Source organism: Enterococcus sp. 3H8_DIV0648 (genome assembly GCF_002140655.1).
GTDB classification, from domain to species: Bacteria; Bacillota; Bacilli; order Lactobacillales; family Enterococcaceae; genus Enterococcus_A; species Enterococcus_A hulanensis.
This window is the reverse complement of record NZ_NGLG01000001.1, coordinates 3594212-3613007: the sequence shown is the minus strand read 5'-3', so window position 1 is coordinate 3613007 and position 18796 is coordinate 3594212. Positions and strand designations below refer to the sequence as shown.

22 protein-coding genes and 1 other RNA gene are annotated in these 18796 nt (G+C 41.9%); 4 read left to right on the top strand and 19 right to left on the bottom strand.

Annotated elements, in window-relative coordinates; translation table 11 throughout:
• The 5 genes from A5875_RS23775 to A5875_RS16420 all read right to left on the bottom strand — a co-directional run.
• On the bottom strand, positions 1 to 308 hold a 308-nt coding region (locus tag A5875_RS23775; protein ID WP_176244703.1), incomplete at its 3' end, for a hypothetical protein.
• Positions 309 to 418: 110 nt separating this feature from the next.
• Entirely contained in the window at positions 419 to 1000 is a 582-nt protein-coding gene (locus A5875_RS16435) for a hypothetical protein (protein WP_088934588.1), read from the bottom strand.
• 347 nt (positions 1001 to 1347) lie between these two features.
• Positions 1348 to 1761 carry a TM2 domain-containing protein gene (locus tag A5875_RS24175; protein WP_242550881.1) on the bottom strand — a complete coding sequence of 138 codons (414 nt, stop codon included), beginning with the start codon at positions 1759 to 1761 and terminating at the stop codon, positions 1348 to 1350.
• A gap of 232 nt (positions 1762 to 1993) precedes the next feature.
• Positions 1994 to 2992, bottom strand: coding sequence for a helix-turn-helix transcriptional regulator (locus A5875_RS16425; protein ID WP_088934586.1), 999 nt, complete (start codon positions 2990 to 2992; stop codon positions 1994 to 1996).
• Positions 2967 to 3575 (bottom strand): hypothetical protein, encoded by a 609-nt coding sequence (locus A5875_RS16420; protein ID WP_088934585.1) that lies wholly within the window; start codon positions 3573 to 3575, stop codon positions 2967 to 2969. Before A5875_RS16420 ends, A5875_RS16425 begins: the two co-directional genes overlap by 26 nt.
• A 389-nt stretch (positions 3576 to 3964) precedes the next feature.
• Between A5875_RS16420 and A5875_RS16415 the strand changes: the two genes are divergently transcribed.
• Entirely contained in the window at positions 3965 to 5131 is a 1167-nt protein-coding gene (locus A5875_RS16415) for a MalY/PatB family protein (protein ID WP_088934584.1), read from the top strand.
• Positions 5132 to 5233: 102 nt separating this feature from the next.
• Here the strand turns inward: A5875_RS16415 and A5875_RS16410 are convergent, their stop codons facing one another.
• Positions 5234 to 5821: a peptidylprolyl isomerase gene (locus A5875_RS16410; RefSeq protein ID WP_088934583.1), complete on the bottom strand. Its 588-nt coding sequence runs from the start codon at positions 5819 to 5821 to the stop codon at positions 5234 to 5236.
• A gap of 130 nt (positions 5822 to 5951) precedes the next feature.
• Between A5875_RS16410 and A5875_RS16405 the strand changes: the two genes are divergently transcribed.
• Both A5875_RS16405 and A5875_RS16400 read left to right on the top strand, forming a co-directional pair.
• On the top strand, positions 5952 to 6935 hold the full coding sequence (locus A5875_RS16405; protein WP_088934582.1) for an NAD(P)/FAD-dependent oxidoreductase: 984 nt from the start codon (positions 5952 to 5954) through the stop codon (positions 6933 to 6935).
• 85 nt (positions 6936 to 7020) lie between these two features.
• Complete coding sequence (locus A5875_RS16400) at positions 7021 to 7530, top strand: phosphatidylglycerophosphatase A family protein (protein ID WP_088934581.1); 510 nt, start codon at positions 7021 to 7023, stop codon at positions 7528 to 7530.
• Positions 7531 to 7548: 18 nt separating this feature from the next.
• On the opposite strand, the gene A5875_RS16395 is transcribed toward A5875_RS16400, so the two are convergent.
• The 4 genes from A5875_RS16395 to A5875_RS16380 are packed head-to-tail and all read right to left on the bottom strand — an operon-like array spanning position 7549 to position 10980.
• Positions 7549 to 8184 (bottom strand): TIGR01906 family membrane protein, encoded by a 636-nt coding sequence (locus A5875_RS16395; protein WP_088934713.1) that lies wholly within the window; start codon positions 8182 to 8184, stop codon positions 7549 to 7551.
• Positions 8174 to 8944, bottom strand: coding sequence for a TIGR01457 family HAD-type hydrolase (locus tag A5875_RS16390; protein WP_088934580.1), 771 nt, complete (start codon positions 8942 to 8944; stop codon positions 8174 to 8176). The genes A5875_RS16395 and A5875_RS16390 overlap by 11 nt, the downstream gene beginning before the upstream one ends.
• A 4-nt stretch (positions 8945 to 8948) precedes the next feature.
• Positions 8949 to 9566 carry a YutD family protein gene (locus A5875_RS16385; protein WP_088934579.1) on the bottom strand — a complete coding sequence of 206 codons (618 nt, stop codon included), beginning with the start codon at positions 9564 to 9566 and terminating at the stop codon, positions 8949 to 8951.
• 34 nt (positions 9567 to 9600) lie between these two features.
• On the bottom strand, positions 9601 to 10980 hold the full coding sequence (locus A5875_RS16380) for a bifunctional metallophosphatase/5'-nucleotidase (protein WP_088934578.1): 1380 nt from the start codon (positions 10978 to 10980) through the stop codon (positions 9601 to 9603).
• 96 nt (positions 10981 to 11076) lie between these two features.
• Here A5875_RS16380 and A5875_RS16375 point away from each other — a divergent pair, with 96 nt between their 5' ends.
• Positions 11077 to 11556: a methylated-DNA--[protein]-cysteine S-methyltransferase gene (locus A5875_RS16375; protein ID WP_088934577.1), complete on the top strand. Its 480-nt coding sequence runs from the start codon at positions 11077 to 11079 to the stop codon at positions 11554 to 11556.
• A 45-nt stretch (positions 11557 to 11601) separates the two neighbouring features.
• Here A5875_RS16375 and A5875_RS16370 read toward each other — a convergent pair whose 3' ends face one another.
• The 9 genes from A5875_RS16370 to A5875_RS16330 all read right to left on the bottom strand — a co-directional run bounded on the left by A5875_RS16370 (position 11602) and on the right by A5875_RS16330 (position 18497).
• Entirely contained in the window at positions 11602 to 12099 is a 498-nt protein-coding gene (locus tag A5875_RS16370; RefSeq protein ID WP_088934576.1) for an LURP-one-related/scramblase family protein, read from the bottom strand.
• 11 nt (positions 12100 to 12110) lie between these two features.
• Complete coding sequence (locus A5875_RS16365) at positions 12111 to 12980, bottom strand: SPFH domain-containing protein (RefSeq protein ID WP_088934575.1); 870 nt, start codon at positions 12978 to 12980, stop codon at positions 12111 to 12113.
• Positions 12981 to 13138: 158 nt separating this feature from the next.
• An RNA gene (gene ffs / locus A5875_RS16360) (signal recognition particle sRNA small type) lies at positions 13139 to 13222 on the bottom strand.
• 26 nt (positions 13223 to 13248) lie between these two features.
• Entirely contained in the window at positions 13249 to 13752 is a 504-nt protein-coding gene (tadA, locus tag A5875_RS16355) for a tRNA adenosine(34) deaminase TadA (RefSeq protein ID WP_088934574.1), read from the bottom strand.
• 87 nt (positions 13753 to 13839) lie between these two features.
• Entirely contained in the window at positions 13840 to 14175 is a 336-nt protein-coding gene (locus A5875_RS16350) for a hypothetical protein (RefSeq protein ID WP_088934573.1), read from the bottom strand.
• Positions 14176 to 14339: 164 nt separating this feature from the next.
• Complete coding sequence (locus A5875_RS16345; RefSeq protein ID WP_088934572.1) at positions 14340 to 15977, bottom strand: SWIM zinc finger family protein; 1638 nt, start codon at positions 15975 to 15977, stop codon at positions 14340 to 14342.
• 141 nt (positions 15978 to 16118) lie between these two features.
• Positions 16119 to 16829, bottom strand: coding sequence for a zinc metallopeptidase (locus A5875_RS16340; protein WP_088934571.1), 711 nt, complete (start codon positions 16827 to 16829; stop codon positions 16119 to 16121).
• A gap of 195 nt (positions 16830 to 17024) precedes the next feature.
• Positions 17025 to 17348, bottom strand: coding sequence for a zinc ribbon domain-containing protein YjdM (locus tag A5875_RS16335; RefSeq protein WP_088934570.1), 324 nt, complete (start codon positions 17346 to 17348; stop codon positions 17025 to 17027).
• 186 nt (positions 17349 to 17534) lie between these two features.
• On the bottom strand, positions 17535 to 18497 hold the full coding sequence (locus A5875_RS16330; RefSeq protein WP_088934569.1) for a hypothetical protein: 963 nt from the start codon (positions 18495 to 18497) through the stop codon (positions 17535 to 17537).
• Positions 18498 to 18796 lie beyond the last annotated feature (299 nt).

The following is an 18796-nucleotide window of genomic DNA, read 5'->3' as shown; positions in this document are numbered from 1 at the left end:
TGATAATAAATTGCTAGTAAATAGTCAATTCCTTCTGCATTAGCTTTTTTTATCGTCCAATCACCCAAGACTCTATTTTTCATTCCTGATTGTTCTTCTGAGTCTAATTGTTGATTATTCAATATTTTTTGTATGATATGCTCAATAGCTTTATTTTCTTGTACCATCATTTGGTATTCATTTGGAGCTTCTTTTTTAAGTTTCCGTTTTGCTTCTGCATTTAATTTGGTCTTGATTGGAACTCCCCAGATTGTTGATTGGCTACTTTTCCTCTTCATCATTTCCTTGTCTAAATATAAATCTGCCATATTGTTTTCCTCCATTCGTTTTTTATTACTAAATCTATTGTACTCAACCGCGTATGCACAATATGAACACTTCGCTAAGAATTAAAAAAGAAGATAGCCGTTTAGCTATCTTAAAATTTTTCAAATTGAGAAAGGCCAGTAACATTTTCATTAAATAGTAATCCGGGATTTTCAAACGTTAGGTGTCCATTCGGGTAAATGTATATTCCCGTGGTTGCTTCTTTATCAGAACTTGTAAAACGTACTTGAATATAGTTGGCTCGGAACCCTGTATCTTGTTTGGCAAAATCATCATAATTATCTACATAATGAGTAAGTCCTTCTAAAGTTTGCTTAACACCGTTCTCAGATATCTTATACGATCCATTGCTTTCAGAAATCACACCGTTTGTATCCCCCTTATTTGATGTCATCTTCAAAGAATACGTTCCATCTTCTTTAAAACTTATTCCAGATATCTCGCGATAAAAATCCATACCGTCTGCTAATGAATTAGTGTACGTCCATTCGCCATATAATTTATTCTTAAAATCATTTATCACGAGGTTATAATGATTTTCTGTATCCATATTCTTTGAACTAGTTTCTATTTCAGACGATTCTTTGAAAGTAGAATCCGAGACAACAGTGGACTTAGTAGAACTTGAGATAGTTTCTTGGATCGTCTCCGATGAAGAACTCTCAGCTGGCACTTTGTTGCTTTCTTTTGACTCACACCCACCGAGCAGTAAAGCACTTAATAGTAAAATAGCTAGATAGTTCTTTTTAATTTCATAACTCCTTTATTTTTTAACTCCTCATTACTTTAGAAGAATGATCAGATTATGACGTGTTTCATCCCGTAATATCTTAATGAATCTCGTACGTACATCCTGAATAGCATATTCTTTCATCATGTACCCATGACTGAGTAATCACATTTCAACTCCATAACCGTCATTTTCTTTATCTTCTATCTAAAAACTGCTGTCCTCATTTTTTACAAGTGATCTTTGAATGGAGAGAGAATTACTATTTTCCCTCTAACCTAGTAAAATATTTAAATATACATCTCTCCATTTTGATCGGCCGTTTTCCCAAGTGCTAAAATTGCTTCGATAAAGGAAATTATAAGTGGAATAAATGTCCAACAAAAGATTAGATATACAACGCCCAGACCTATTTTTCCAGAATAAAACTTATGTCCTCCAATCCCGCCTAGGAAAAATGCTAAAAGAATATAAACCATTTTATTAACTTTTTTATGTCCAGGCAGATCTTGCAACACATCATCAGTATAATTGCTAATAATAAAAGAATCTCCATCAGGTATTATTTCTGCTTTGTCACCAATCATGGGACTAAAATTAAAACTGTTCAACGAATAGTGCTCACTCTGGTTGTTTCCTTCAATTAGTATTGTTGCATCAGAATTTTCCTTATCAATTTGAATAATTTTTCCAATTCTTTTCATTTGCGATAGCTCCTTTAATTTTCTTGTCTTTTTTAATGTACTCATCTTTCACCTATTTAGTTCAGACGCTTGAATATTACTAAATAAGCTATATCCATTTAGCAAACCTCCTGAAATTTTCAATTAGAATTATTTATAACTATTTAAGTATACAAAATGACCTATTCATATTATGATCACTTATCATAATCCGATTATTTTTTTGCTGAATGGCAAAAAAAAAGACAGTCTTTCAACTATCTTCTTGCGGCACGGTTTCATATCCATAATATTTCAATGTATCTCGCATATCCTGAATAACATACTCTTTCATATGCTTGGGAGAAATCACTTTCACCATATCGCCTTGACTGAGCATCCACATCTTTACTCCATAGCCGTCATTTGCATGCACTTCGATACGGTAACTATCATCTTCATTTTCCCTAATAATTTTTGAATCTGGAAAACGGTCCAATACATAAACAGGATCGTGATAAAAATCTATGATCATTGTAATGGGGTTTCCTAAAAAGGGAAGGTGTGCTGTCTGATTTCTTAAGGCGCCCGTTTCACACCTGTCTTTGTACAATGATTTCTTAGGGGAGGAAACAATTCTTAAATTGACCATATTATTGATTCGAAATTTATTCAAAGCAGAAAAATCCGCATCGTCTTGTGCCGTATGAGAAGCCGACATCATAAAGAAATATAAGTCTGAAAATTGAAGCGCGTTTGGGGTACGCCTAAAGATTTGCGTCTCCCCACGTCTGGTATACTCAAACTCAATAGTTCGGTTATTTGAGATCGCATCACACATAAAATTGATTCTTTCCAATAGATCAACTTTTGAAACGCCTTGATAATAGAGTTCTTCATTGGCAATGAATTGACGAATCCTTTTCTTATCTGTTGATAGTGTATGGAATTTATCAATTAGTTCAGTCATCTCTTTTCCGTTAAACGCTCGGCTAGCGAATAGGATTTTTAAGATGGCAAGTAATTCATCATCACTTAAAACATTTTTTCTCAAGTGGTCAGATAATTGATAGCCTCCCTTTCCTTCGCGTTTCAAGGTACCAAAATGAGAGGATGAATAATCATTTTCGTCTAAAACTTCTTCGATAATTCCGATATCTCTTTGAATCGTACTGCCTTGCTTTTGGTATTCTTCCATCAAGTCTTTTTTCAGCAATGTCGTGCCACTCAATAATTGAGTGAAGATTTTAAGAATTCTCTTTTGACCATTCATGATAGTTCTCCTTTGACTTCCGGAATGATTGCAAAAACGGTTGAATCTGAGGCAAATTACTTAACCAAACAACAATAAAGCAAGAAATGATCTTATCGACAATCCCATCTGTGACCGCTCCCCAATAGGCAGCTACGATTGCTCTTCTACCTGATGCTTGAAGTGAAAAAACGAGAATGTCAGAAACGGATTTAGATAGGCCACCAAAGCCGCCATAAAGAATGACCCGGATAGGCGCGCTGACTAATGAGCCGATCAATACTAATAGAATGCCTGCAATAAAAGCTTTCTTGTATGAAAAACTTTTTCTAGCACATAAATTTGCAACAATCGCGATCGTGATGCTGACTAAGCCAAACGGTAAAGCCAGCGGTCCATGGATCACTCCCAACAATAGATTTGTGCATACCCCTGTAAGAATCCCATCCCTCATTCGAAAATTCGCAGCGATAAATATCGTTCCTATTGCATCGAGAAAAAGAAACGGAATATTGGTGACGGTGATGATAGAACCCAAGACGACATTGATACAAACCCCTATTGCACAAAAAATAAAAATTTTAATAGAATAATGTTGTTTCATATACCAAACTCCTCCTTAAATATCTAGTATACAAAATCAAGTGCGCGTATTATGACCACTTCATTCTATCAAGCGTATTTTGTGAAAGATATAGGTAGTAAAAAGAATCGTTATACTCATATTTAGCTGCTGGCTAAGGCCAGAACGGATTTTAGATTGAAATCAAATTTTCGGTTTTTCCAAAAAGAGTTCTACGCTTTTTCCGCCAAAAGAACATTAGTTGATTTTTGCGGCATCTTTCTGGGTATCATTTATTAATTTTTTTATGCTAAAATGGCAGTTAAACTTGTTTTAGGCATTAGTAAAACACCTATTCTATCAATAATTAAAGTTTTTCATTATACTGTATTTATAACTAAAATTGAAGTTCGCAAGTAGGAGGAAGAAGAATGACAAATTTTGATCAACCAATCGAGCGTCTTGGCACTAACAGTGTGAAGTGGGACGCGATACTTCAGATGTACAATGAACAAGAGCTGCTGCCCTTGTGGATCGCTGATATGGATTTCAAAGCACCGGCAGGAGTTTTGCAGGCTTATCAGAAATTGCTGGATCACGGAGTATTGGGTTATGCGGATACGCCAGAGAGTCTGTATACGGCTATTATTGATTGGGAAAAGAAACACCATCAGCTAACTATCGAAAAAGAAGAGATTCTTTTCTTCTCGGGTGTCCTAGCTGGAATCGCCACGGCGGTCCAAGCATTTACGAAACCGAATGACACGATCCTGATCCATGATCCTGTCTACCCTCCGTTTGCAAATATTATTACTACTAATCATCGGCAATTGGTTCGCAGCCAGTTGATCGAAGAAAACGGTCATTTTGTGATGGACTTTGGTGATATTGAGGAAAAATTCAAGCAGCACCAAGTGAAGGTCATGATCTTATGCAATCCCCACAATCCTGGCGGTCGGGTCTGGCTGAAGGAGGAATTGCAGCAGCTGGGCGAGCTTTGCCGCAAATACGGCGTGCTGGTCTTTAGTGATGAAATCCATCAGGATCTAGTCTTTTCACCAAATGAAATGACTTCTTTCTTTGCTGCAGGTGAAGGGTTCAGTGATTTTAGTCTGCAATTCACTTCCATGACGAAGACCTTTAATCTGGCTGGGATCAAAAATTCGATCGTTTTTGCCAAAAATGAGAAATTGCGCAAACAGTTGGAGCATAAGCAGACAGAAAACTTCCAGCAGGAGATCAATACCTTTGGTTTAGCTGGGATGGAAGCAGCTTATGAAACCGGCGAAGAATGGTTGGCGGAGTTATTGCCTTACGTTCAATCAAATATTGCTTATACGATGACTTTCTTCCAAGAACATTTGCCAAAGGTAAAAATCATGAAACCGGAAGGCACCTACTTATTATGGCTGGACTTTTCGGCGTATGGACTTGCTGATGAGGAGCTTGAGGAACGATTGGTCCATAAAGGCAAGGTTGTTTTGAATGCGGGGATTAGTTATGGCCCTAGCGGCAAACAGCATATGCGTTTGAATGTGGCTTGTCCGCAAGCGATTCTAGCTGAAGGATTAAAGCGGATCGCTGCTGCGTTAAACTAAAAAAAATCGAAACGAATCAGATAAAAAGACATCCCAAACTCAAATTACGAGCTTGGGATGTCTTTTGTCTACAGCCTGATACGGCCGCTTGGCCGTATTTTTTTATTCTGAAATCTCGATTGATTCGATCACGATGTCATTGACTGGTTTGTCTTGTGGTCCGCGTTTTGCCGCACCGATGCTATCTACCACATCCATGCCTTCAACTACATGACCGAAAACAGTATGACGGAAGTCTAACCAAGGAGTTCCGCCCTGTTTGTAGGTTTCAACGATTTCGCCAGGAAATCCTGCTTCTTCTAACTGCGCCATCATGTTGGCAGGAACATTTTGATTGTTTACGATGAAGAATTGGCTGCCGTTCGTATTCGGACCAGCGTTCGCCATTGATAGAGCTCCACGCAGGTTAAACAGGTTGCGTGAAAATTCGTCTTCAAATTTTTCCCCATAGATACTTTCGCCGCCCATCCCAGTACCGGTTGGGTCGCCGCCTTGAATCATGAAATCTGGAATAACGCGGTGGAAAATGACACCATCGTAATAGCCTTTCTTCGCTAATTCAACAAAGTTTTTAACGGTTTTAGGTGCTTCTTCAGGGAACAACTGAACTTTGATGTCGCCCATATTTGTTTTGATCGTAGCTTTTGGTCCTTTTTCTTCTGTTAAGTTTAATTGTGGAAATTGAGTCACTTCAACATCCTCCTTTATTTTTTACTGTGTTCATCATAACAAACTTTTCTGATTTTGCCACCTCCTCAAACCAAGCGTTTCTATCTCTCTCATTTATTTGTTACAATCGATGAAAAGAAAGGGTGTTGATATGGAAATTTTTGATATAACCATCGTAGGTGCGGGTCCTGTCGGCATGTTTGCGGCTTTTTACGCCGGTATCCGCCAAGCCAAAACAAAGCTGATCGATAGTTTGCCGCAATTAGGCGGGCAGCTGACGACACTTTATCCTGAGAAAAATATTTATGACATTCCCGGATTCCCCATCGTCAAGGCGGCGGATCTGGTTGGCAACTTAGAAAAGCAGCTGCGGACTTTTTCTCATACCTACTGTTTGGACGAAGAAGTTTTAGAATTAAAGCAGCACGAAGATTACCTTGAACTGGTAACTAATAAGGATAGCCATTATACGAAAGCAGTCATACTGGCGATCGGCAACGGTTCGTTCCAGCCAAGGCGTTTGCTGCTTGATGAGGCTGAACGCTTTGAAAATCATGGGATCGATTATTATATAAATGATTTGATGAAATATGCCGGTAAAAAGGTCGCCATCGCTGGCGGCGGCGACTCTGCCATTGATTGGGCCTTAATGCTGGAGCCGATCGCAGCAGAAGTATCGATCATCCATCGCCGCGATAATTTCCGCGGACATGAACACAGTGTCCAGAAATTGAAGGACTCCTCAGTGAATATCTACACGCCTTATCTATTGAAGGAGCTCCACGGTGAACAGGAATTAGAGGATCTGACTTTACAAAAGGCGAAAAGTGATGAGACAATTACATTGAACGTGGATTACTTGATCGTTAACTACGGCTTTTCTTCCTCCTTGGATCATTTACGCTCTTGGGGCTTAGAAAGTACGCGGCAAGCAATCCTTGTTGAATCGGACATGCGCACATCGATTCCTGGTGTCTATGCCTGCGGGGATATCAGCACCTATGACGGCAAAGTAAAATTGATCGCGACCGGTATGGGGGAAGCTCCTACTGCTGTCAATAACGCGCTGCACTATATTAATCCGAAAAACCGCACGCAGCCCGGACACAGCACGAGCCTATTTCCACAAGTGTAGGCTAGCTGGATGGTCTACGGCGTAAGAGTCAGGTTCATTTTTTAAAACTAAGAAAAATATTCTACTAACACATAGGAGGTAAGACATGGTATTCGAAACAACCGCTCTTGAACAAAAGGCCCGCGAACTCTTAGAGGAACGCGGCGTTACGATCAAAGATATCGCCGATTTGGTCTTCTTTTTACAGAAGGATTATATCGACAAATTAGACATTGAATTATGTATCCACAGCGTCAATCGTGTGCTGACAAAACGCGAGGTTCATAATGCGATCATCACCGGTATCGAGCTGGACAAGCTGGCTGAGCAAAAGAAGCTGGACTATCCGTTGCAAAATATTCTGGAAGAGGATGAGGGGCTGTATGGGATCGACGAGATCATGGCGCTTTCTATCGTGAACGTTTATGGCTCGATCGGCTTTACGAATTACGGCTACATCGATAAAGTGAAGCCCGGTATCTTGAAAAAACTCAACGAACACGATGGTGTGCACGTTCATACCTTCTTAGATGACCTTGTAGGCGCGATCGCAGCATCCGCTGCCAGCCGTTTAGCCCATGAGCATCCACGCAAGCTTGATTCCATCGTTAAATAAGAGCATTAAAAAAAGAGCTTAGCGCTCTTTTTTTAATGCTCTTTTGCCAAAGTAAATTGGTAAGAGATAAAAGATTTCTAGTAAAATGAAAAATAAAATAAAACAGTGTAAGAAAAACGTTTCGGGCAAGACATTGATGATCGGATCGGTAGCCGGATTGAAGATCCACGCGTCATTGTTAAAGAAAACGCCGTGGAACATAATAAAGAATCGGTCAAAGTTCACCGCCATCAAAAAAGCGATCACGATCGGAACCGCCACCGCGATCCGAAACGGCTGAATCATCGTCCACAGTCTTTGCTGTTTGATCAAATGACGTACGTAGAAAAAGCTAGGTACGATCGTTGCCAGCAGCAGACCATAGTTCAGCAGAAATAATTTCTTCACTTCATAAAAATGCAAGGCGCCGCTGGCCGAGACTGGAAAATCAGTCATTTTGAGACTTTCCACCCACGGCAAGTTCAAATAGCGCATCAATTGATCAAAATTATGCAGCAGCTCTTTACTGGAAAGCGTCGTGTAATCCAATAGGTCTAAATGCCCGATGTCAAACTGATACAGCCAGCGGGCATTGATCGTTAACGTGATCGCCAGCGTCAGCAAAGTCACCAGCAGGCACAGCAAGCCGATTTTCTCCAGCCATTTACTTTTCATCGAAGTGCCATTCATCTAAGGAGTCCACCAGATAGGTCGGCGGCACAGGCAGCGTCGGTACATCCGCTTTCTGCGTGAAGCCTGATAAAACCAGCAGCGAGTCAATGCCATTATTGATGCCTGCCAAGATATCAGTCGTGTAATTATCCCCCACCATCAAGACATTGGATTTTTCCATCCCTAAGATTTCCACTGCTTTATCCATAATGATCGCTTCAGGCTTGCCAATATAGATCGCCTTTTGCTGCGTAGAAGCTTCCACCAGCGCGATCACTGAACCAGCCCCCGGCAGCAAGCCGCGTTCGGTTGGAATATTTTTATCTGGATTCGTTCCGATAAAGGTCGCGCCCTTTTGGATCGCTAATGTGGCGGTCACGAATTTTTCGTACGTCACATCGTTATCCAAGCCGACAACTACATAGTCCGGGTTTTCTTCTTCCCAAACGTAGCCGGCAGACAAGATCGGATCGATCAAACCGGGTTCGCCGATAACATAGACTTTTTTGCCCTTAGCGGCGTCATTCATGTAGTCGATCGTTGCCAAAGTCGCAGTATAGACCGTTTCCGGACCGACATGAATCGAAAATTCATTGGCCAAGCGATTGGCGACCGTCTCTGGTGTTTTTGTTGTGTTATTCGTCAAAAACAAAAAGGGAATCTTGCGCGCCTGTAATTGCTCTACAAAGCGGCGGCCAGCCGGGATCGGTTCGCTGCCGCGATAAATCGTTCCATCTAAATCAATTAAATATCCTTTGTACATGCTCTTACTCTTCTCTTTGACGAATCACGAAGCGTTCGTCTTTTTCTTTCAGTTTGGTCGGCGTTTCCTTTTTAGGCTGCCGATTTTTGATGATTGGTTTTTTCTTTGGTTTGTCATTCACAGGCACTTTCTTTTCTTCAATGAATGCCTGCGGTTTGTCCTTGCGCTTGCGTTTGCGCTTCTTGCGATTTTGCTGACGCTTGCCGCCGGTTCGTTCCAACACAAAATAAGCACAGCCGAAATTGCAATACTCATACAGGTAATCTTCTAACGCATCGATCCGCTGTTCCGGCAGACTTTTGCGATCGTCTTCGCGGAAAAAGCCCTTCAGCCGCAGCTGGTCGTAGCCCCAATCGCCAACGATATAATCATAACGTGTCAAGACCTCACTAAAGCGTTCACCTAAACGTTCGGCATCAAAGCCTTCACGATAATTTCTAACTAAGCGATATTGGCGTTCGCCAATCAAAAGATTACTGTCATCAACAAATACGACGGGTTCACCTTTTTTCTTTTCTTCAGCGGGCGTCTCAACGATTTCATCTAAGACCTCAGTCAGTTCTTCAGTGACTGTTTTTTCAGTATCAATCTTCTCTTTTTTGTCTCTTTTTTCTTTTGCCATCGTTTCACCACCTGTTTGCTATTATACCTTGTTTTTATTTGATTGGATAGTGAGTGTGGAGATAGTCTCCCAAAACACTGCGGATAAAATCCGGGAATAAAAATTCGTAGCGGCCTGCGATCTCGATCGTCGGAAAGAAGGGCACGAACATATAATGATCGACGGTTGCAATCGTATAGTCCAGTTCAGGATCAATCGGCTCGCCAAGCCAGCGGACTTGATGGTTCACCCGATCATACTCGATCCCGTCATAAACGAGATGGCCAAAAACCTTTCCGCGAAAGCCCATGCCCATTACAGGGAAATTGATTAGAAAATGGCGATTCTTTTCCATCTCTAAAATCAAGCGAATCAAATTGTTCCCATCTAATGTCACCTTGATTAAATGCATCGGATGCGGAAGCGCCGTATGAAGCTGATCTTGATTGACCGTTCCTGCGGGTATGTCGGTCAAAAACAGACCAGAGTTTAAAACCGCGGCTTCTGTTCCAGCAGCCTCTTTGACCGCCGCCAGCGTGTAATCGATCATCGGATGCTCCGCTTGCAGGTCTGTGCTCAGGGCAAATGGCAGGTCCGCCACTTTTTTATCGGCTAGTAGTCGATGACCTTCTGTCAAATAGCCTTCGACCTCTTCGGTATCTTCCGGCAGCTCCAGCATCTTCTCTGTCGCAAACGTACGAGCAGAAGTTTTTAAAATGCGATGGTCCTCATCAACGGTCACATGCACTTCGCCGACGTAATAGCCATATTTCCCAGCGGCAGCCAGCTGAACGTTTCCGATGGTTTCACCATGCTCAAACAAATGATGGGTGTGAGAGCCTAAGATCACATCGATCGCCGGTACTTCCCGCGCAATGCGCCGATCCACACTGATCCCAAGATGACTCATCAGCACCAGTACATCAACCTTGGGACGCATTTCGGCGACCAGCTTGGGTAAAATGTCCATCACCTGACGAATGTCCCAGCCATTGGGGCTGTAAGTCAGCGGAAAAGGCGCGGTAAACGCCAGCAGACCGACTTTCGTTCCTTGATCGGTCGTGATGATTTTGGCTTGCTGGGCCCATTTAGGCGGCTGCAGTGTTTGCTTATCAAAAAGGTTGTCTAAAATAAGATCAAAGTTCGCTTGATCGTATAAATGATTTAACTCTGCTTTGGAATTTCCGACCCCTTCATTATTCCCGATCGTTGCCGCATCGTATTGGATCTGATTCATCAACGCAACATTGGCTTGACCGTTCGTCGCTTCCGTCAACGGATGCCAGCGATCGACAAAATCACCGAGATCGACGGTGATGATCTTTTTTTCCGCTGTCTCCTCTTGTTTACGGTTCAATAGAAAACGGCGAATCTTCGGCCAATTCTCTAAATGGGAATGGAGATCATTCGTATGTAAAAGAATAATTTTTTCCATTATTCTACCTCTTTTCAACTCTTCTTGTTCCATCTATAGTACCATACAGCTTAATAAGGCCGAACGAATTCGTTCGCTAAAAAAGCAGGTGAAAGTATGAAATTTGAATCTATTCTCGGCACACTTTGGCTGAATGCCGATCAGACTGCCTTGACCCAAGTATCTTATACGCCAATCGAGGAAAATCCTTTAGCCAATCAAGAAATCCTTCAGACCGCAAAAAAACAGCTATTAGAATTTTTAGCTGGTGATCGCAAAGCGTTCGATGTTCCTTATATTTTTGACGTTGGAACGGATTTTCAGCAGGAAGTTTGGCGGACGCTGACAGAGATTCCTTATGGCGAAACATGGAGCTATCTGGATGTAGCGCAAAAGCTCCAGCGGCCAAAAGCCGTTCGTGCTATCGGTCAGGCAAACCGCAACAATCCATTACCGATCATCGTTCCCTGCCATCGTGTTATTGGCAAAAACGGAAAATTAGTCGGCTACTCCGGCTCCAGCGATGCTGGCTTAAAAATCAAGGAACAGCTGCTAATATTCGAAAATCCCCTGTTACAAGAAATCACCCTTTTCTAAATACAAAACCACCGTTGCTGAATTTCTTCAACAACGGTGGTTTTTTTAGCTTGATGAAGACGATGCGGAGTCCGCTTCATCTTGTTTGACACAATCAATCGCGATCACTAAAGAAATGATCAACTCTTCCAGTGCTTCATTCAAAATCGTGATCTCATAGGTATCGCCCCATGAGATCCAGCGTTTATTGATCTCGGCAACCTTGCGTCCTTTTTGCGAAACCTCAAAATCCATATCCCACCAATTTCCATCAACCGTCACATCTTCGGCAGAGATCGAATACTTCGCCTTAAAGAAACTCAGCTGTTTGGAAATCTCAATCGCCTCTTGTCCATTGATTTCGACAAAAAATTTCGGCAAAAGACTGATAACCTTTTTCGTGATCCGGCTGACCTCATGACCGTGCTCATCCTCGATGCGAAACGTCTTGGGAATCTTCATGAAGCTGCCGGTAACAAAATAACGGGGCTTTTGATCTTCATCTGTCACCGTAAACTTTTCGCCAATGCTAAAAACCTTTTGCTTAATATACAGTTTCTTCATCGCCGCTCCTCCTATTTTTCCGATAGATCGCCAGTATTGATCACCGGCTGTGTCCCTTTATCCGTAATGATCGAAACCAGCAGATTATTGATCAATTGAACTTTGCGGTCATCTGTAAAATGAATGTCCTGTCCATTTTCAATTTGTTCAAGAGCCATCTGAGTCATCGTCACCGCACCTTCGACGATCGTTTGCCGTGCAGAAAGAATCGCTTTGGCCTGCTGCCGCTGCAGCATGGCATTAGCAATCTCAGTCGCATAAGCCAAGTGATTCAAGCGGGTCTCGATCACTTCCACGCCAGCCATCGCCAACCGCTCCTGTAATTCGGTCGCTAATTCTTCCGATACCTCGGTGGTATTGCCCCGCAACGTCAGATCATCGTCATTGAAGGTATCGTAAGGATATTGAGTCGCAATATGGCGGATCGCCGTCTCGCTTTGAATCTCGACAAAATCCAAATAATAATCAACATCAAACAATGCTTTGGCCGTATCCACTACCCGAAACACCACGACCGCCGATATTTCCACCGGATTCCCATCCGAGTCATTCACCTTCAACAGCGAGCTGTTAAAATTTCGCACCTTCAGTGAAACTGGAATTTTTCTGGTCAAAGGTGTCGTGATGAATAATCCATTTGTCTTGATCGTGCCGAGATATTTCCCGAAGAACAAAACAGCCTTTGCCCTATTGGGACCCACGATCGTCAACGAACTGAAAAATAAGGCTGCAATAAGCCATAAAACAATTCCTAAAAACATCAGTCCAAAATTACTTGAATGACTCCCCGCAAAAATCGACCAACAGCCAATGCCGACCATCACAACTAATCCGACTAAACCTAAATAGCCATTAATATGAAACGCCTGTCTCTCCTTCATCGCTGCACCCCCAAAATTTAATAACTTCAGTGTACGCTTATTTTGAAAGAGCTTCAATGAATTAACATTCCGTAAAAAACAATAAAAAAACAGGGCCTAAGCCCCGTTCACTAGTTTATTCAAATAAAAAAAGCAAGCCTCAAGCCTGCTGTTAAGTCATCTATCAGACACATGCCGGATCCTACTTAGTGCTGCTTCCTTCCAGACCTGACACAATTCACAGGCCCGGCATTGTCCTGCCTTTCGGCAAAAAATAGTATAACAAACTCTACTCGTTTTGGCTAGTCTTTTTTTTTCGCGCACGGATTTCTCGGAAAAAATTGGTCAGCAGCAGCCCGCATTCCTCTTCCATAATACCGCCCTCGACATACGCTCGGTGGTTAAAGCGTTCATCCGTTAATAAATTCATCAAGGTGCCGGCCGTTCCGCCCTTCGGATCATAAGCACCAAAATAAACCTCTTCGACACGCGATAAGATCATACCGCCGCTGCACATCGGACAAGGCTCCAACGTAACAAACAGCTGGCATTCCTCTAAGCGCCAACTATCCAAATGCTGGCAGGCCTCGCGAATAGCAAACATTTCAGCATGACTGGTCGCGTCCTGACTATGTTCTCGCAGATTATGCCCGCGCCCGATAATTTCGCCATGATAAACAACGATTGCACCGATCGGGACCTCGGCAAGCGCCTCGGCTTTCTTCGCTTCAGCAAGCGCCTCCTGCATAAAAAAGTGTTTCTCTTCTTCTGTAAACTGACTCTGACGTTCCATTTCTTTCCTCACTCACTCTATTTCTGATCAACTTACTTTAGCATAACTTTTTCAACAAAAAAAGATGCGCCATCGCTGGCACATCGATTACATTACTTTATCAACAAAATCCATCAAACGGTCCTTCAAATCCTCGGTCGTATCTTTGATGGAATCACCATAGACCGAGACGCGCTTTTTTCCACTTTTAATCTTGTCTAAAATACTCATGATATTGTCTAAATCCTCATCCGATAGTTTATCAACGATCGCGAGCAATGTTTCGCTGCCGTCAAACTTATCACTGACAAAGCGTTTTACTTTGCAACGATTTGATACATGACGGGCTTTTTCAATCAGTTTTCCAGAAGCTACGACTGCTGTTGCTGTACTCGCCGCAACAATCACGCCTACTCCGATTTTGACTTTGGTCGATCTTTTCATAATATCAGCTCCTTATTCGTATTAATGAGCTAATTTCTCTCACGAAAAATTAGACTGCCATCCTTAATTCCATGATACCACACACTTAAAATTATCAGTAATAAGAACCCCTAAAAAAATGAAAGCGCAATCTTTATGGATAAATGAAGCGGGTTCCATTTTAGCTAAACATATTCAAGCTCTTCTAATAAAGCAGGTCGCCTTGGATAAGTCGCTCTCAGCTCTTGGACAAATTCTGCCAGGACCTTTTTCCCATCAGGAATTTTTTTCATATCTTGCATTAAATAAACGATGCCGCGGTATTTTTTTCGACTAGACGATTCATACAGCATAGAACGAATCTCTTTCTTGTATTTCTCCAACAAACGTTCAGGATAGCGATCCTTCAAAAGAGACAGATAAGATTGCGTTTTATAAAGCAAATAAGACTTTTCAACTTCTGTCATCAGCAGATCATAGCGCTCTTCTTCGACATACAGATCATCCAACTCAACTTGGCCCGCAAGCTGCTTAAAAATGTTATCTCGGATCGGCAGCCATTCATCTGCCGCATAAAGCTGCTTCAGCTCGATAAAAATCTCCAAACTGCCTGGATCATCTTCATAAATCAAACGATAAAGCTGCTTCACATAGGCTTCTTTGTCCCCTAATTCCAAATACAGATCTTTTAACTGATTACTGTACTCACCGACTACCCCGCGATATTCTTTATCCAAAACAATACTTTCCTTTAATACTTCAATCGCTCTAGAAATGTTTTGCTGGTCGATACAGCGTTGGATATAACTTTGACGAATCTCACTGTTGTCCCACATACTCCGATAAAAAGTCTCGATTTCTTCCTCAGGTTTTCCCAGCTGGTCTAATAATTCAGCCTTCATTGTCCCCCAAAAAGCAAGGGAATAGTCTCTGCCAAAATCTTCTTGCTTGTCCACCTCTTCAAGCATTTCCTCGACACGACGCAACTTTTGTTCCGCAAAATCAAACTCTTGGAACTCTTCTGCGATGACTTGTTGGATTATTTCTAATAGAAAATCATGCTCCAGCTCATCCAGTTGACGCGAAAACCAAGCGAACATCTTCTGTTTCATATCGGAATCAACCAGTGACAAAATCTGATGCCAAATCTCATAGCATTCATTTCCTAAAAAGCCGATTTCCCCATTCGAATCATCGATCTCCACTTCACCAATCGTTTGAAAAACAATGTTTGTTAATTCGAAGGCCTCGTGATACCGCTCTTTTTCAATCAGCTGCTGAGCCACAGTATCCAAAAGCTCGGATAAATCAGAAGCAAACCCAAAAGCACGATCATAATTAATAAACCCGGAATAGTCTGTATACCGATCAACGATCTGATTTACTTGAAGATACGGATCAATCTCCCCATCAGTGCCACTTTTCTGAGTCTTCCCCATGAAACGCTGTGCCAAACCTTGATCCTTCTGCAGGATTTCAAGCAGAAACGCTCGCAAGGTTACTTCATCGGTTGCCGCAACAGATTTTTCCAGCTCGGATTGGGAAAAGGCGGGGGCCACTCGTTTCGCTCCATCTTCCCAAGCAAAACAGACTGCCGCCATATGCTTGCAGGTATTTAACTCAGCCGCATAAGGGCATTCACAGTACAACCCTAAGTTATCCTCTTCACTAAAATCCAGCTCAACCTCATAATCCTCACTACCGGTTACGATCGCTGATATGACCCCATCTTCCTCAATCAATTCAGATACATGACCCATCTGATAATAGTTCAACCCTCGCTCTAGGATGCGCGGTTCAAATAAACTTTGCCAATCCACCATTGGACTGCCTCCTCTTCATCAACTTTTTTGCCAGATTTTCTAACAAAAAGCTTTTTCCAATTCCATTATAAAAGAAAAGACTGCAGACAACATCTCCATTAGAGACTTTGTCTACAGTCTGAACCAGCATATCGCCAGTAATTAATCTCGACTTCGATTGCCAAACAGCAGGATCAATCGCAGCAATTGCAGGAAGGTCGCCAGCGCAGCCGCTACATAAGTCAACGCAGCCGCAAACAGCACTTTCCGAGCCGCCGCCAGTTCATCTTCTTCCAGCATATTTCCCTCACGCAGAATACTTAACGCCCGTCGTGACGCATCAAATTCCACCGGCAAAGTCACCAGTTGAAAAATCAATGCTAATGAAAAGGCTAAGATCCCGATATTGATCAAGGTTTGGTTCCAGCTCATAATGACGCCCAGCATGATCAAAGGAAATGACAGGGTCGAACCGATATTGGCAACCGGTACGATCGCCGCCCGCATCCGTAACGGGATATAATTTTTCGCATCTTGGACGGCATGCCCGCATTCATGAGCCGCTACACCAATCGCCGCTACCGAAGTTGATTGCGCCGTCGCTTCGGATAAGCTCAACATCTTATTTCCGCTATTGTAATTATCCGTTAGATCCCCAGCGATCTGCTGAACGCCGACATCATTGATCCCTTGGCTGCGTAAAATATATTCCGCCGCTTGAGTTCCCGTCACGCCTTTACTGCTGCGGAACTCATCGTATTTACGAAAGGTCGAATTAACATAAGCAGACGCAAGGCCAGAGATAACCAGACCAGCGATCACTAATAAAAACGTGGGATCTAGAAAATTATAGAACAGTCCATTCCCATACATATACATTCTCCTTTTTTGCTGTACTTGTTTTTCAAGCAGAGATACATCTAACCAGACATTGCCTCTCAAGACAGCCTTAAAAAAGTCAGTGTGGTATCAATCAAAGTTATTGCTTGAAATAAACAGCTTCCTAACCTTAGTTTAGCACGAAAGGCGTGAATTTTTTATGAAAACAACTCTAAGAATCCTTCTAGCTTATAACTTCTTTACAAATTCGGATTTTAATTTCATCGGACCAAAGCCATCGACCTTGCAATCGATATTATGATCCCCTTCGACTAAGCGAATGTTTTTGACTTTGGTTCCTTGTTTGATGGCGCCTGACGCACCTTTAACTTTTAAATCCTTGATCACGGTAACACTGTCGCCTTCTTGAAGCTGGTTGCCGTTACTATCTTTGACCACCAATCCTTCTTCGACCTCATCGCTTTCAGACCACTCATGACCACACTCAGGGCAAACAAACAAGCCGCGATCCTCATAAGTATATTCTGATTGACACATTGGACAATTTGGCATAATCTTCCTCCACTAAAATTATTTTCTAAACTCTAAGTTTAGCGGAAACGTCGTGACTTGAAAAGACTTTCTCAAAGAAAACATCCGCTATCGAAAGCCTCTGATTAATATTAGAATCTCTAAAACCTAATTTTCTCCATACTAAAGAAGCCTGATTGTCTATTTTTTTTCAATCACGCGGAGCGTCTATTTTTTCTTTCTCTTCTTTCTCCCCAATATTTTGTTTTTCTGTCTTTCGAGCCAGCGTTCCTCGCGCGCTTCCTCTATTTGTTCAGTCGTTTTGCCATAGTGCAGGTAGGCGGGGTCTGTTTTTTTAGGGCTTGCGGAGGGGTTCTTTGCATTCGGTTTTTGCTTCGAGGCGGCAGTTGCAGGTGTTGGTGTTACGTTGGTTTTGTCTTGTGGTGTTGTGGCTTGTTTCCTTTCGTTGGCAAGCTGATTCAAGTTTCCGTTTTTCTTTGATGAAGCTCCAGTTTTCGTTTCATTAGAAGCCTTTTCGGCCGACGGTTCCTGAGCAGACTCCTCCACTTCCTCCAAACGAGTATCATAAGCGGTTGTGATGATTTTCCCTGAGCCTTCGTAATTGATAAATTTGACGAATTTGCGCACACCGTTTGTTTCGAAAATCGTTAAAGTCGTCAAAATTTGCAAAAGCTTCGTGACCACAGGTGCAGCTTTATTAGGATCGACTTCACGAATCGTCAATTTATGGCGTTTGCCATTCATATCTTCAAAGAAGGACTCCACAATATAAGCATGATTTTCCTGACGAATGTCCAGCGTTCCTTTTTTTATTAAGTAGGTTTTATAACCACGGGCTTCCTTGGTGCAGGCCAAATAGTCCGCTTCATTACGAAACAGACGCTTGATAATTGTTTTCCATTCACTTTTTTCACAATACTTTTCAAAATAAGGAGCATAGCGGCGCAGCGTATCACTAGGCTCTGACGTTAAGAACAGCTCACGAATCAATGCTTGGAGCGTCTCCGAGATTGCACGCGAACACAGGGCACTCCGCACAAGAACCGCCACAAGATACTCAATGACCTCTGAAACATTCTGACTTTGTTCAAAGCGTTTAAGAATTCTCCCTTCAAGATTTTCCCATTTCATCAAAAAGAGCTGTCTTTGACCTAATTTTGCTACATCCATTTTTCATACCCCCAACTTATTATTAAATAGTAATCGTTTTCATTTTATAGAAATATGATAGCGATAAATAACAGTTTTGTAAATAGTAAACAGAAAAACCTTTTTCCTTTATAAAAAACAAAAGAAAAGGGTTAAATTGACATGAAGCCTTTAAATCCACTGACAGAATAATAAAAAACACTTGTAATTTTTCTTAATAATTAGCATTCGATAACAAGCAGAAAGAAAATCCTCAAATCTAGCAACAAAAAAATTTGAATTCCCTACAGGAAATCTATTGATCGAAAACAAAAAAAAGA

What these genes read in the sequence shown, in the direction of transcription:
- A5875_RS16365 (WP_088934575.1), bottom strand. Translation starts at nt 12,980, where the DNA reads ATGAAGGAGAGACAGGCGTTTCATATTAATGGCTATTTAGGTTTAGTC.
- A5875_RS16385 (WP_088934579.1), bottom strand. Translation starts at nt 9,566, where the DNA reads ATGGCAAAAGAAAAAAGAGACAAAAAAGAGAAGATTGATACTGAAAAA.
- A5875_RS16395 (WP_088934713.1), bottom strand. Translation starts at nt 8,184, where the DNA reads ATGAAAAGTAAATGGCTGGAGAAAATCGGCTTGCTGTGCCTGCTGGTG.
- A5875_RS16380 (WP_088934578.1), bottom strand. Translation starts at nt 10,980, where the DNA reads ATGGAAAAAATTATTCTTTTACATACGAATGATCTCCATTCCCATTTA.
- A5875_RS16405 (WP_088934582.1), top strand. Translation starts at nt 5,952, where the DNA reads ATGGAAATTTTTGATATAACCATCGTAGGTGCGGGTCCTGTCGGCATG.
- A5875_RS24175 (WP_242550881.1), bottom strand. Translation starts at nt 1,761, where the DNA reads ATGAAAAGAATTGGAAAAATTATTCAAATTGATAAGGAAAATTCTGAT.
- A5875_RS16390 (WP_088934580.1), bottom strand. Translation starts at nt 8,944, where the DNA reads ATGTACAAAGGATATTTAATTGATTTAGATGGAACGATTTATCGCGGC.
- A5875_RS16335 (WP_088934570.1), bottom strand. Translation starts at nt 17,348, where the DNA reads ATGCCAAATTGTCCAATGTGTCAATCAGAATATACTTATGAGGATCGC.
- A5875_RS16375 (WP_088934577.1), top strand. Translation starts at nt 11,077, where the DNA reads ATGAAATTTGAATCTATTCTCGGCACACTTTGGCTGAATGCCGATCAG.
- tadA (WP_088934574.1), bottom strand. Translation starts at nt 13,752, where the DNA reads ATGGAACGTCAGAGTCAGTTTACAGAAGAAGAGAAACACTTTTTTATG.
- A5875_RS16350 (WP_088934573.1), bottom strand. Translation starts at nt 14,175, where the DNA reads ATGAAAAGATCGACCAAAGTCAAAATCGGAGTAGGCGTGATTGTTGCG.
- A5875_RS16400 (WP_088934581.1), top strand. Translation starts at nt 7,021, where the DNA reads ATGGTATTCGAAACAACCGCTCTTGAACAAAAGGCCCGCGAACTCTTA.
- A5875_RS16345 (WP_088934572.1), bottom strand. Translation starts at nt 15,977, where the DNA reads ATGGTGGATTGGCAAAGTTTATTTGAACCGCGCATCCTAGAGCGAGGG.
- A5875_RS16340 (WP_088934571.1), bottom strand. Translation starts at nt 16,829, where the DNA reads ATGTATGGGAATGGACTGTTCTATAATTTTCTAGATCCCACGTTTTTA.
- A5875_RS16330 (WP_088934569.1), bottom strand. Translation starts at nt 18,497, where the DNA reads ATGGATGTAGCAAAATTAGGTCAAAGACAGCTCTTTTTGATGAAATGG.
- A5875_RS16415 (WP_088934584.1), top strand. Translation starts at nt 3,965, where the DNA reads ATGACAAATTTTGATCAACCAATCGAGCGTCTTGGCACTAACAGTGTG.
- A5875_RS16370 (WP_088934576.1), bottom strand. Translation starts at nt 12,099, where the DNA reads ATGAAGAAACTGTATATTAAGCAAAAGGTTTTTAGCATTGGCGAAAAG.
- A5875_RS16425 (WP_088934586.1), bottom strand. Translation starts at nt 2,992, where the DNA reads ATGAATGGTCAAAAGAGAATTCTTAAAATCTTCACTCAATTATTGAGT.
- A5875_RS16420 (WP_088934585.1), bottom strand. Translation starts at nt 3,575, where the DNA reads ATGAAACAACATTATTCTATTAAAATTTTTATTTTTTGTGCAATAGGG.